This is a genomic window from Chryseobacterium scophthalmum (genome assembly GCF_900143185.1).
In the GTDB taxonomy this organism is placed as follows: domain Bacteria; phylum Bacteroidota; class Bacteroidia; order Flavobacteriales; family Weeksellaceae; genus Chryseobacterium; species Chryseobacterium scophthalmum.
In genome coordinates this window covers 1,626,560-1,640,463 of record NZ_FSRQ01000001.1, presented here as the reverse complement: position 1 = coordinate 1,640,463, position 13,904 = coordinate 1,626,560, and the positions used below count along the sequence as shown (strand labels likewise).

The window sequence follows — 13,904 nt, the reverse complement described above, 5'->3', positions numbered from 1 at the left end:
AATAAAAACTATGTGGATTTTGAAAATCTGGGTTAATAATTACTGAAAGAAAAAGCTTTGGTGAAAGTGAGAGAAGTCTTAAACTTCTAAGAAAAAAAAGACTGCCTAAAAAAACAGTCTTTATTTAATTTTTAAATGAATTAGATTATTTCTCAATCAGATCCAAAAACTGCTGTTCATCAAGAATTGTGATCGTACCAATGTCTTGGGCTTTCTTCAGTTTGCTTCCTGCTTTTTCACCAACAACCAAATAATTCAGGTTTTTAGAAACTGCAGAAATGTTTTTTCCGTTGTGCTTTTCTACCATTTCTTCAGCTGATTCTCTGGTGAAAAGTGAGAGTTTTCCTGTAAATAAGAAAGTTTTTCCTTCCAAAGCATTCGATAAAACTTCGTTCGTATTTTCACCTTTTTCCAACTGTACGCCGTAAGATTTTAATCTTTCAAGCATTAAAACGTTTTCAGAATTATTAAAGAAATCAACAATACTTACAGCGATTTTCATCCCGATATCTTCTACCTGACACAATTCTTCTGCAGTTGCATTTTTTAAATCGTCAATCGTGTTGAAGTTTTTGACTAATTTTTTAGCAACAGTTTCTCCGATATGCTTAATTCCGATTCCGTATAAAACTTTTTCAAAAGCAATCTCTTTTGATCTTTCAATTCCGGTGATGATATTTTGCGCCGATTTTTCAGCCATTCTTTCCAATGGAAGAAGCTGTTCTTTTGTTAAAGCATAAAAATCTGCAGGATTTTCAACCAGTTTTTCTTTGTAAAGCTGTTCGATGGTCTCACTTCCCAAATTATCGATATTCAAAGCCTTTCTAGAAACATAATGAATCATTCTTCCCACGACTTGAGGCGGACAATGTAAATCGTTCGGACAAAAATGAATGGCCTGATCTTCTACTTTTACAAGCTCAGTTCCACATTCTGGGCAATTTTTGATATATTCAATTTCTTTGCTTTCAGATGTTCTTTTTTCTGTATTTACACCAACAATTTTAGGAATAATTTCGCCACCTTTTTCTACAAAAACAAAATCTTTTTCGTGAAGATCCAATTTTTTGATGATGTCTTCATTATGAAGAGAAGCTCTTTTTACAATAGTTCCGGCCAATAAAACAGGTTTTAAGTTGGCAACAGGAGTAATGGCTCCGGTTCTTCCGACTTGATAAGAAACACTTTGTAATTCGGTTTCTACTTTCTCGGCTTTAAATTTATAAGCCATTGCCCAACGTGGAGATTTTGCGGTGTAACCAAGCTGTCTTTGTTGTTTTATTGAGTTGACTTTTAGAACAATTCCGTCAATTTCAAAAGGAAGATTATGTCTTTCTGTGTCCCAGAAATTAATAAACTCTTTAATTTCATCTAAATTTTTGCAGAGTTTTGCCTGATCTGATATTTTAAATCCCCAGTTTTTTGCCTGATGAAGCAATTCCCAATGCGTTTCGGCAGGAATTTCGTCCGAAACAAATTGGTAAAGAACCGATGAAAGTCTGCGTTTTCTCACTTCACCGCTATCCTGCATTTTCAAGCTTCCACTGGCTGTGTTTCTTGGGTTCATAAACGGGTCTAAACCTTCTTCTTCACGCAGTTTGTTTATTTTGTCGAAATTTTTTCGGGTTAAATAAATTTCGCCACGCATAAAAAACCTTTCAGGAAAATCTCCGTTTAGCTTCAACGGAATATCTGAAATTGTTCGCACATTGGCTGTGATTTCGTCTCCCTGAAAACCGTCACCACGAGTTACCGCTTGTGATAATTTTCCGTTTTCATAAAGAATAGAAATTGAAGCACCGTCATATTTGAGCTCGGCAACAAATTCTACAGGTTCATCAATGGTTTTAATGATTCGTTTTTCCCAGTCTTCCAAATCATCAAAGTCGTAAGAATTATCCAAAGAATACATTCTAAACTGATGTTGAATGGTTGGGAATATTTTTGTGACACCACCTCCAACACGAATTGTAGGAGAGTTGTCATCATGGAATTCCGGATATTGCGCTTCCAGATCCTGAAGTTCTTTTAATAATAAATCAAACTCAAAATCTGAAATACTGGGTTCATCCAACAGATAATAATTTTCATTATGCTGATGAAGTTCTTTACGGAGTTGCTCTATTTTATGCTGAATGTTTTCGGACATGGGTTTTCTATCTTTTCAACAAAAATAATGTAAATAATAGTTTAAAAAAATACCACTATTAATTATTCTGAGAAAATTAAAACTTTGTAATCTATTCTAACGAAGTGATAGTCTATCGAATAATGTTATCGTTTACACTTATTTAACATAATATTTCAATTTAATTAAAAAAATGTTAAAACACCCTTAAACAGCTGGCTTACAAAGTCACTATACCTTTGTCCCCAATTAATCTATTATATGAAAAAAGCAAAGATTTTATTGGGACTTCTGTTTTTGGGAGTAGGAACTATTGCCTATGCACAAACAACACAAGCTTCTATTGTGGGGAAAATTACAGGTAAGAAGGTTCAGGAAAAGGTGAAAGTTACCATCGTGAATGAGTCTACCGGTTTTCGTACAGTAACAGAAACTAATTCTAAAGGGGAGTATATTTTTAAAGAAATACCTTTAGGAGGACCTTATACGGTAATCGTAAATGAGGAGAAAAAGGAAGGCTACAATGTGAATTTTGGTGATCAGGTGACTGTGAATCTTGATTTGGATGAAGGTGAAAAAACGATTGAAGAAGTAGTGATCAATGGAAATCTTAAAAATAAAATAGGAAACTTAGGAGCAGCAACTGCCATTTCAGCGAAGAATATAGGAATTTTACCCGTAAACGGAAGAAATTTCACCAGTCTTACAGATTTGTCTCCTTTAAGCGGTAAAAACGGAAACTTATCTGGTCAGTTAGGTTCTTCTACCAACTTTACTATTGATGGAATGACGGCGAAAAACCCAACTTCTGCAGGATCTACAACCAGCCGAAGCGGTGCGCCTTTTTCTATATCGATTGAAGCGTTAAGAGAATTTAAAATCACAACCAACCAGTACGATGTTACCTTGGGTAGAAGTGGAGGTGGAACGGTGAGTGCGGTTACAAAATCAGGTACCAATAAATTTTCAGGAAGTGCTTGGGAATATTTGAGAACCAACTGGCTTTCGAGTCCGTATGATATTCGTGGAAACAAGAGAGATGTTGATTTTTCTACTTCTCAGTTCGGGTTTTCATTGGGTGGACCGATTATTAAAAATAAGCTACATTTTTTCGCAGCTTGGGATCATCAGTTAGATTCTAGACCTTTGCAGATTGCAGATATCAAATCGCGTGAAGATGAGTTGAGATTAAATACTACAACAGCGACACTTAATAAATTCCTTGATATTGCAAGAGCAAAATACGGTGTTGGAAATTCTCCACAATTTGGAAGTTTTGATAAAGTAAGGAATTCTGATGCCGCATTTTTACGTTTAGACTGGCAGATTAATGATAAAAACTTATTGACATTAAGAAACAATTTTACTTACGATCTCAATAAAAACGGATTAGGAGACAATACAGCGATTAATGCATTTGAGTCTTATGGAACCGATAAAAACATGGATAACAGTTTGTTGTTAACTTTAAGATCAAACTTAAAGCCTAATATAACGAACGAATTGAAAGTGCAGCATTTATATACTTTCCAGGACAGTTATCAAAGTGACCAGTTGGGACATGCTGTTCCGAGAGCGATCGTAGAAAATATAATCACTAATATTGACGGAAACAAGGCGACAAATATTCAGATCGGAGGTCACCGTTTTGCGCAGGAAAGCTTCAAAAATAATGTGATCCAGATTGTAGATAACTTGTACTACAATACCGATAAGATTAAATATACTTTTGGGGTAGATTTCATGTACACAAAAGCAAGATCTGTGTACGGAAGCGAGGTCAACGGAAGATTCCATTTCAGAGAAAATCCTACGGTAAACGGTGGCGATAACCTATTTAATTTTAATAATCTTATTTCTAACAGATTTTACAGAGAAGTTCCTTTGGTAGAAGATCCTTCTGTGAAGTCGAGTATTTGGAATGCAGGTATTTACGGTCAGATTCAGACGAAAGTTGCAAAAGGATTAGATTTTATGGCTGGTTTAAGGCTTGATTACGGTGGTTATCCGAAAGCTCAGTTTAATCAGAAATTATTTGACGAAATGGGAATCCGAACTGATAATCAGATTAAATCATTTGTTATTCAGCCAAGATTTCAGTTTGAGTGGAATGTGAATGAAGGAAATAAAGATTTCTTAAAATTCGGAGCTGGAATTTTCTCTTCAGACATCAACAATTATATGGTAATCAATAATTTGGTGTTTGATGGTAATCATTTAGCAACGGTTGATGTTAACCCTTCACAAATTGGTCTTACTCCGGATTTCAACAGCTACAGAAACGATTACAATACCGTTCCTACATTATCTCAATATCAGCTTCCGACCATTAATTATACAGGGGAAGATGCGAAAATTCCGATTGTTTACAAAGCAAATATCTCGTATACGCATTTCTTCAATGAAAGATTCAGAGCCGGAGTTGCGGGTTATATGGCTTTAGGTAGAAACAATTATTTCTATTATGACAGAAATATGAGAAAAGACCCTTTTTTCACATTAGATGCCGAAGGTGGAAGAGGTGTTTTTGTCCCAGTTGGTACAATAGCCGCAAATGGTGTAATGGATTGGAAAAACAGTAGAATTAACAATAACTTCGGAAGAGTTCTTGAATTGGTAAGTGATGGTAAAGTGAATCAATTCTCTTTTGTAGTTGATACAAGTTACCGTTACTGGAAAGACGGAGAAATTACCGCAAGTTACACTTGGTCAGATATTAAAGATAATACTTCTTACAACGGAAACGTAGCGAATTCTGCAACATTGTCAACATTGGTAGAAAGTGATCCCAGAAATCTGAGAATGACTTATTCTGACAACCAGTTCAGAAACAAAGTAGTTTTATATGGAAACTCACCTACAATTGCAGGATTTACTTTAGGAATCAGATATTCAGGAATTGGAGGAACACGTTTCTCTGTAACTTCGGGAGGGAATATTAATGGAGACTTTGTTGATACTAATGATTTAGCATACATTTTCCCTCAATTGACGCAATCTTTGATTGATGATCCTGAAGTTGGGAAAGCTTTAAAAAATTACATCACAGATTACAATAACCAAATTGCAGAAAGAAACGGCGGAAAGAACGGATTCTACGGAGTTTGGGATGTACGTGTAGCGAAAAAAATTAAGTTTGAAAAAATTGGAGCTTTTGAACTTTCTGTTGATATTTTCAACTTGGCCAATTTACTTAACAGAGAATGGGGGGTAAACAAATCTTATGGAAATATGTCTTTGTATAGAATAAACAAATTCGACCCGGTTACAAAACAGTTTGAATATGCTAAAAATACCAGCGGTTTAGCACCTTTATCAGGGAACCCTTATCAGATCCAGATCGGAGCAAAATATTCATTCTAAAAAATAAGTACTAATTTTATCTAAAAGTCTGAAAAGGCTTTTAGATTTTTTAATGATCAATCGATATTATGAAAAAGTTTATCTTAGGGTTTGCAGTTTTAACGACAGTTTTTATGAATGCACAAACCCAAATTATTGCGCACAGAGGTTATTTTCAGACGCAGCCTCCAACAACGGAAAATTCTATTACAGCATTACAAAATGCTCAAAAATTAAAGATTTACGGATCTGAGTTTGATGTAAGGATGTCTAAAGACGGCGTTTTGGTCATTAACCACGACGAACATCACGGTAAAATGGAAATTTCTGAAACCGATTTCAAAGAACTGGCAAAACTGAAACTTTCAAACGGTGAAAAATATCCGACTCTAAAAGATTATTTGAAATCGGGTAAAAAAGACAAGGCTTTAAAGCTTATTGTAGAAATAAAACCAGCAAAAACTGAAGCTTTAGAAAACGAAATGGTTGAAAAAACCGTTAAGATGATTAAAGAAATGAAGCTTGAATCTCAATGTGAATATATTTCATTTAGCTTAAATATCTGCAAGCAGATCAAAAAAATAGCTCTCGATTTTAAAGTTCAGTATTTGAGAGGTGAACTTTCTCCACAACAGATCAAAGACGAAGGTTTAGACGGATTAGATTATCACTATTCAGTATTTCAGAAAAACCCGACATGGATTTCTGAAGCCAATGCTTTAGGATTAATCACCAATTCCTGGACGGTAAATGACATTGAAATTTATAATGAATTGAAAAAACAAGGAGTAAAATTTGTTACTACCAATATTCCGGATCAGTTGAAGAATAAATAAGGTTCTAGAAACCTCTTCTAAAATATAAAATCTGTCTCTTTCGGGGCAGATTTTTTTTGTTTAAATGAGTTCACTTTTTGCTCCGTAAGAGCAAAACCTTTGTAGTAAAATTGCGTCAACAATCTTAAGCTCCGGAGGAGCGACACCCTAATTTTTAAATTTCAATTCATAAAATTGAATATAAACATACAGCTATTGAATTTAAACCTACCTACTGTCAACTAAATCCTATCAACATTTTTTTATTTACTCAGGAAAAGACAATAAAGTTATGCTAAAATAACTCACTTTTTGTATTAAAAATGATTCATTCTTTTAATGCGCTGTGAGCTAGAAGATTATACATTATCGTTAATCATAAATTAATATGACGTTTAGAAATTGTTTAAAATATGTTAAAACCGTATTAAAGCTATGCTCGTCATAGCTTTCTAATTTTGCGCAAACAAAAAAGTGTATGCGTAAAGAGACTCAAAAATTACTTCTTTTATCTGTGTTAGGATTAGTGAGCGTCAATATGGCAGCTCAGCAGCAGGTGAAGAAAGACACAATCAAAAATATCGATGAAGTTGTAGTAACCGCTCTGGGTATCAAAAGACAAGATAAATCCTTAGGTTATGTAGCCGAGAAAGTAGATGCTGAGGTTTTTGAAAACATTCAGAACAACAACTGGGCTCAAGGTCTTGAAGGCCGTGTTGCCGGTTTGAAAATTCAGACTGCAGGAGCGGGACCTCTTGGTTCTGCGAGAATTACACTTAGAGGAGAAAAAACATTTGGTTTGGGTGGAAATTATGCATTGATTGTTGTAGATGGTGTTCCTTTGAGTAATTCCACAACCGGTACCGGAACTGCAGCGTATGGTGCAGGAACGGGCGGGGATTTACCAGTAGATTTAGGTGATGGTCTTAATAGTATTAATCCAGATGATATTGAGTCGGTAACGGTTTTGAAAGGTGCTTCTGCGGCAGCATTGTATGGATCGAGAGCAGCTAATGGAGCCTTGATGATTACTACAAAGTCAGGGAAAAGTAAAAACGGTAAACTTACTGTTTCTTTTAATTCTACTTTAAGCTATGATTCTGTTTTAAAATGGCCGGATTATCAGTACCAGTATGGACAGGGAACTTTAGCTAAAAACACAGCAGGAGAATTTTTCTATTCTTACGGTGCATCTGCAGACGGTGTAAGTACAGGTGGAACGAGTAGTGCTTTCGGGCCAAAGTTCAACGGACAGTCTTACTTTCAATATGATCCTAATCTTTTAGGGCAAAGTGCAGAAAGACAATTATGGAGACCATATGAAGATAATATTAAGGGTTTTTGGGAGACAGGTGTAACTTCTTCTAATAATGTTTCTGTAGAAAGCAGCACAGATAAAACAAATTTTAGAGCCTCGTTAACTTACTTGGATAACAAATGGATGATGCCGAATACAGGTTTTAACCGTTTTAATGGTGCAATTTCATTAGATCATAAAGTAACAGATAAATTCAGAATTTCAACAAAATTCAACTACGCCAATACAAAAAGTGATAATCTTCCTGCAACGGGATACAACAATCAGTCGATTTCTTATTTCATGATTTTCCAGAATCCGAATGTTGATTTGGCTTGGTATAAACCAATCTGGAAACCGGGGCAAGAAGAAGTAGATCAGATTCATCCATTCAGTTCTTTTATTGATAATCCTTATTTAATAGCTTACAAAATGTTGAATGGGGTAGAAAAGAAATTAATTACCGGAAATATTTCTGCTACTTATGATTTCAACAAAAATTTCAGTTTGATGTTAAGGTCAGGAATCGAAATGCTTGATGAAGAAAGAACAACGAAGAGACCTTACAGTTCTGCCAATTACCTGAAAGGTTTCTACAGAGAGCAGTATATTAAGAATAATGAGTTTAATAATGATTTATTATTTACATTCAAAAAAGATTATGGCAAATTTAATGTTAGCGCAAATGCAGGAGGAAGTATTCGTTACAACCAATATGTAATGACCGATTTCCGTGCCGAAGGCTTAAAAGTTGTAGGAGACTATAGTCTTAATAACGCTATAGCACTTATTACAAAAGTTCCTAAACCCAACGATCAGCAAATGAACAGTGTGTATGGTTTAGTAAGTGCTAATTATGATAATTTAATATTCTTAGATGTTACAGCAAGAAATGACTGGAGCAGTACATTAAATAAAGATAATAGATCATTTTTTTATCCTTCAGTAAGTTCAAGTTTTATTCTTTCAGATATATTTAAATTATCAAGTTCGAATTTTAATTACTGGAAATTAAGAGCTTCTTGGGCACAGGTTGGTCTTGGAGGTTCACCTTATCAAATCGATAAATATTATACTCCAAGTGACTTTGTAGGGTCAGTGTTAACTCCAAGTACATATGTAACACCAAACATAAGACCTCAGGAAAACACCAATATCGAAGCTGGGATGGATCTTTCCGCTTTAAAAAATAGATTAAGCTACAATTTCACATTGTATCAAAATACAACAGTTGATGAAATATTAGGAGTTTCTACACCTGTAGAATCGGGATATACAACTCGTATCATTAATGCAGGAGAAATCAGAAACAGAGGTATTGAAATGAGTTTAAATGCAATTCCGGTAAAATCTAAAAACTTTAGCTGGAATGTTTCTGCAAACTGGTCTATGAATAGAAATAAAGTAATATCACTTCCTGAAGAATATACAGGTGATAATTATTACACAATTTCTACAGTAGCCGGAGTTTTATATTACAACGCAGTTGTTGGCGGTTCTTTGGGAGATCTTTATGGATTTAAATTAGTAAGAAACGTTGATGGACAAGTAGTTTATGATGCAACTACAGGACTTCCTTCAAGACCTGATCGAGTAGAAAAAGTAGGAAATGCTTTCCCGAAATGGAGAGCTGGTTTTCAAAATGATTTTAAAATTAAAAACTGGCAGATCAGTTTCTCATTTGATGGTCAGTATGGCGGAATGGCATATTCTCAAACTCATCACAAAATGTCTGAGCAAGGTAAGCTTGAGAATACTTTGATGGGAAGAGATAATCCTAGCGGAACGATTGTAGGACAAGGTGTTGTTTTAAATCCTGATGGAACTTACAGTCCGAATACAAAAGCAGTTGGTTTAGCCGCATATTACGGTGATTACTACAGAAGAGCCAATATTGAAACCAATACTTTCGACACTTCTTTCATCAAATTGAGAGATGCAAGAATTGCTTATTCATTTTCAAAAGATGTAATCGCTCCTTTAAAACTTACTGAACTTACTTTAGCAGTTTTTGGTAAAAACCTTTGGATGTGGACAAAGTTCCCAATGTTTGATCCTGAAGTTGCTGCTCTTAATGACTCTACAATTACTCCGGGTGCTGAAATTGGTCAGCTTCCAACGGCAAGAACTGTCGGTTTTCAAGTTAATTTAAAATTCTAAGATCAACCCATGAAAAAAATATTTTTATCTACCGCAATTGCTCTTTCAGTTTTTAGTATGAATTCTTGCGAAAGAAGCTTTGAAGAGATCAATACAGATACAAGCAAAATAAAACAGCCTTCTGTAGGAAGTTTTCTGGTTCCGATTCAGTACGAAATGGGATCTTACGGATACAACAGAGCCGATGATTTTACATTCGATATCATGCAGGTTGCTCTGGATTTTCCTAATGAAGGAAATACAGTAAGTCGTTATTATTTAACCGAAAGTACCGGAAACGGATATTGGAATACAAGCTACAAATGGCTGAAACAGGTAAAAGAGCTGAATGAAGCTGCAAAAAAAGAAAACAATAATAATTATTTGGCAATTTCTAAAGTTCTGAATGCATGGATTATGGCGAATCTTACCGATGCATTTGGCGATGTTCCGATGACGGAAGCTTTAAGGCTTGAAGAAAATATCATGAGACCAAAATATGATAAGCAGAAAGACATCTACTTATTTCTTTTGGATGATCTGAAAGCAGCAAATACACTTTTTGATACCACAAAAACTTTAAGCGAAGGCGATCTTTTCTTTCAGGCAAATGCAAGTACAGCCGGAATCATAAAATGGAAAAAATTCTGTAATTCTCTTTCGTTAAGACTATTAACAAGAATTTTAAATAAGAATGGCGAAGTAAATGTACATGCAAGAATCAACGAGATTGTAAATAATCCTACAGTTTATCCGATCTTTCAAAGTAATGCAGATGGAGCTACTTTAGATATTTCAGGAGTTGCACCACTAATGCCGCCAATTGCAAGACCGCAGGATTTTACTGCATATAGAGCTTCAGGAGGATTTTTCACTCAGACTTTGGTAGACAATAATGACCCAAGATTAAGTCTGTTTTTTACTCAGGCTAAAAGTCTTCCGCCTGCAAATGCAAATATTGGCTACAAAGGAGTTCCTTCTGGATACGCATTGGGATCTACATTCGATTATCAACCTTCAAATTTAAATCAGAATTTAGCAAAAGCTCCGTTGAAAATTTTAGTAATGCCTTATGCGGAACTTCAGTTTATTCTTTCTGAATTGGCTTTAAAAGGAATTATTCCGGGAAGTGCACAAACGTTCTACGAAAGTGGTGTGAAAGCAACTCTTGAACAATGGGGAGCAACAATGCCTGCAAACTATTTTGCCAATCCTAAAGTAGCTTACAACGGAACTTTAGAAAGAATTATGCTTCAGAAATATGTGGGATTATTCTTTGTAGATCATCAACAGTGGTACGAGCAGAGAAGAACTGGGTTTCCTGTATTACCAAACAACGGAGGCTTGATGAATAACGCAAAAATGCCTCAGAGAATGCCTTATCCAACGGTTACAAAAGTTCAGAATTATGAAAATTATGTAACGGCTTCTCAAAATATGGGTGGTGACAATATCAATACAAAAATGTGGTGGAATCAGTAATCTTTTAAAAATATTAAAAATGAAATTTAAATTAATTATACCGTCTTTAGTTATTTCAGCGATGGCATTTTCTCAGGCATCGGTTTCAGGATATGTTTTTGAAGACATCAATAAAAACCAGAAGAAAGAAAAACGTGAAAAAGGAATTGAAAATGTTGCAGTTTCAAACGGAGCACAGGTTGTTTTAACCGATAAAAACGGAAGATACAGCTTGCCGATTACAGAAGGTCAGACGGTTTTTGTCATTAAACCATCGGGTTATATGGTAGCTTTAAATCAAAATAATTTACCGCAATATTATTATCAATATAAGCCTAAAGGTTCACCTGCGGATTTTAAGTATAAAGGAACTGCACCTACAGGAGAACTTCCTAAAGAATTAAATTTTGCTTTACATAAACAAAACGAAAGCAAAAACTTTGATATTTTGGTTTTCGGAGATCCTCAACCTTACACAGAAAAGCAGCTGGATTATTTCAAAAGAGCAATCGTTAACGAAGTAAAATCAACCAAGAAAAATGCAGTTTTCGGGATCAGTCTTGGAGATTTGGTAGGCGATGATCTGAGTCTTCAGAAACCTTATGCCGATGTGATGAAAGAAGTCGGTTTGCCTTGGTACAACGTGATGGGAAATCATGATATGAATTATGATGCGAAAGAAGATCAGCTTTCAGATGAAACTTTTGAGGCTAATTTTGGTCCTGCAAATTACTCTTTCAACTACGGAAATGTACATTTTATCGTACTTGACGATATTCTTTACCCTGATCCGAGAGATGGAAAAGGATATTGGGGTGGTTTCAGAGAAGATCAGATTCAGTTTATCGAAAATGATTTAAAACTGGTCGATAAAAACAAACTGATCGTCGTTTCTTTTCACATTCCTTTAGATCATAATAATGAAGATAATTTTAGAAATGCAGATCGTCAGAAATTGTTTGATGCGCTTTCTCCATTTGCAAATGCATTGATGTTGTCAGCTCATACGCATATTCAGCAACAGATTTTTTACGGAAAAGCTCAAGGTTGGGAAGGAACAAAAGATCTTCACGAATATAATGTAGGAACTACTTGCGGAGATTGGTGGTCTGGAACTTCAGATGAAATCGGTTTGCCGACTTCTACCATGAGAGATGGTACTGCAAAAGGATATTCTTTCATCAGTTTTAATGATAATCAGTACAAAGTAAAGTACAAAACGGCAGGAAAACCTGAAGATTATCAAATTCAATTGTATGTTCCGAAAGTGATTCCTCATCCATCGAAAACTTCGGCTAAAATTTTGGCAAACTTCTTTATGGGAAGCAAAAAAGATAAAGTGCAGTACAGAATTGACGGCGGAAAATGGGAAGAAATGGAATACAACGAAACCATCGATCCCAACTTTGCAAACTCGGTTTTTAAATGGGATGCTACAGATAAAATATTTCCAGGAAGAAGACCTTCAAATCCGGAACAGTCAAAACATATCTGGACTGGAGGATTTGGAAATAAATTAACTCTTGGAAAACACAAAGTTGAGGTGAAAGCGCTCGATATGTACGGAAATGAATTTTTGGCATCAGAAGAATTTGAGGTTCAAAATTCAATTCTTATTCCTTAGAATCAGTTTTTACTTTTTATATATTACTTTCAGAAACCAGCTTATTCGTAAGTTGGTTTTGTTTTGATATAGAATTTCCTGATGATTAATTTTTATTAAATCAAAAATATAAACACTTGTTTGAAAAAATGGTTTCGTAAATTTGCACCAATAAAATTTAAATAATGAATCTAAAGGGAAAAAACGCCATCATTACCGGTGGTGGAAGAGGTCTCGGAAAAGCAATCGCTTTAATTCTTGCGAATGAAGGAGTGAATATAGGAATCACAGGAAGAAACGAAGAAAACCTTAAAATGACTGTGGACGAAATCCAGAGATTGGGTGTAAATACAGCGTATGCAGTTTTTAGTATCGATAATGAAATTCATGTGAAAGCAGGAATAGAATCTATTGTTGAGCAATTAGGCGGAGTAGATATTTTAATCAACAATGCTGGAATCGGAGATTTCGGTTCTATTGAAGAGATGCCTTCAGAAACTTGGGAGCAGGTAATCAAAACCAATCTTTTCGGAGTGTATTATGCAGCAAAAGCTGTTTATCCATATTTAAAAGAAAAAGGTGAAGGTGATATTGTGAATGTAGCTTCTACAGCAGGTTTGAAAGGCGGACCAAATATGTCGGCTTATGCAGCTTCAAAAGCAGCCGTCGTTTCTTTATCTCAATCAATGATGGCAGAATGGAGAAAGCAAAACATTCGTGTAATTACTTTAACGCCAAGTACAATTGCTTCAGATATGTCTATCCAAGGTGGTTTAACAGACGGAAATCCTGATAAAGTTCTTCAGCCTGAAGATTTTGCAGAATGGGTAAGAGATATTTTGAAAATGAACAGACGTGCTTTGATCGCGAATGGCTCTATTTTCTCTACAAATCCTTAATTTAGAAGTTAGAAACTAGATAGTAGAAGTTAGTATTAGAAATGCTAAAATTCCCCTTCCTTGAAGAGGTAGATTTTTGTGAAAACAAAAAGACTGGTAGCTATAAATAATAACAACTTCTACATTAAGATAATAAAATCAATAGGAGCGGGCTTTAGCCCGCTTTTGCTTTGACAGGATACATGGCTTTAGCCAAAATATATTTTCTTTCAATTATAAT

The 13,904-nt window shown here is 35.0% G+C and carries 7 protein-coding genes; 6 read left to right on the top strand and 1 reads right to left on the bottom strand.

Going from position 1 to position 13,904, the window contains the following annotated elements; translation table 11 throughout:
• Positions 1 to 145: 145 nt before the first annotated feature.
• Positions 146 to 2,149, bottom strand: a complete 2,004-nt coding sequence (gene ligA, locus BUR17_RS07390) for an NAD-dependent DNA ligase LigA (RefSeq protein WP_074229668.1) — start codon at positions 2,147 to 2,149, stop codon at positions 146 to 148.
• Between the two features lie 240 nt (positions 2,150 to 2,389).
• Between ligA and BUR17_RS07385 the strand changes: the two genes are divergently transcribed.
• From BUR17_RS07385 to BUR17_RS07360, 6 genes are all read left to right on the top strand, one after another.
• Positions 2,390 to 5,491: a TonB-dependent receptor gene (locus BUR17_RS07385; protein ID WP_074229667.1), complete on the top strand. Its 3,102-nt coding sequence runs from the start codon at positions 2,390 to 2,392 to the stop codon at positions 5,489 to 5,491.
• 68 nt (positions 5,492 to 5,559) lie between these two features.
• Positions 5,560 to 6,306: a glycerophosphodiester phosphodiesterase family protein gene (locus BUR17_RS07380; protein WP_074229666.1), complete on the top strand. Its 747-nt coding sequence runs from the start codon at positions 5,560 to 5,562 to the stop codon at positions 6,304 to 6,306.
• Between the two features lie 457 nt (positions 6,307 to 6,763).
• On the top strand, positions 6,764 to 9,742 hold the full coding sequence (locus BUR17_RS07375) for a SusC/RagA family TonB-linked outer membrane protein (protein WP_074229665.1): 2,979 nt from the start codon (positions 6,764 to 6,766) through the stop codon (positions 9,740 to 9,742).
• Positions 9,743 to 9,751: 9 nt separating this feature from the next.
• Positions 9,752 to 11,203 carry a SusD/RagB family nutrient-binding outer membrane lipoprotein gene (locus tag BUR17_RS07370; protein ID WP_074229664.1) on the top strand — a complete coding sequence of 484 codons (1,452 nt, stop codon included), beginning with the start codon at positions 9,752 to 9,754 and terminating at the stop codon, positions 11,201 to 11,203.
• A 19-nt stretch (positions 11,204 to 11,222) separates the two neighbouring features.
• Complete coding sequence (locus tag BUR17_RS07365) at positions 11,223 to 12,806, top strand: calcineurin-like phosphoesterase C-terminal domain-containing protein (RefSeq protein WP_074229663.1); 1,584 nt, start codon at positions 11,223 to 11,225, stop codon at positions 12,804 to 12,806.
• 164 nt (positions 12,807 to 12,970) lie between these two features.
• Positions 12,971 to 13,684 carry a 3-ketoacyl-ACP reductase gene (locus BUR17_RS07360; RefSeq protein ID WP_074229662.1) on the top strand — a complete coding sequence of 238 codons (714 nt, stop codon included), beginning with the start codon at positions 12,971 to 12,973 and terminating at the stop codon, positions 13,682 to 13,684.
• Positions 13,685 to 13,904 lie beyond the last annotated feature (220 nt).

Bases quoted from the DNA above. Each gene is read 5' to 3' on its own strand.
- BUR17_RS07370 (WP_074229664.1), top strand. From the start codon at position 9,752: ATGAAAAAAATATTTTTATCTACCGCAATTGCTCTTTCAGTTTTTAGT.
- BUR17_RS07360 (WP_074229662.1), top strand. From the start codon at position 12,971: ATGAATCTAAAGGGAAAAAACGCCATCATTACCGGTGGTGGAAGAGGT.
- BUR17_RS07365 (WP_074229663.1), top strand. From the start codon at position 11,223: ATGAAATTTAAATTAATTATACCGTCTTTAGTTATTTCAGCGATGGCA.
- ligA (WP_074229668.1), bottom strand. From the start codon at position 2,149: ATGTCCGAAAACATTCAGCATAAAATAGAGCAACTCCGTAAAGAACTT.
- BUR17_RS07380 (WP_074229666.1), top strand. From the start codon at position 5,560: ATGAAAAAGTTTATCTTAGGGTTTGCAGTTTTAACGACAGTTTTTATG.
- BUR17_RS07385 (WP_074229667.1), top strand. From the start codon at position 2,390: ATGAAAAAAGCAAAGATTTTATTGGGACTTCTGTTTTTGGGAGTAGGA.
- BUR17_RS07375 (WP_074229665.1), top strand. From the start codon at position 6,764: ATGCGTAAAGAGACTCAAAAATTACTTCTTTTATCTGTGTTAGGATTA.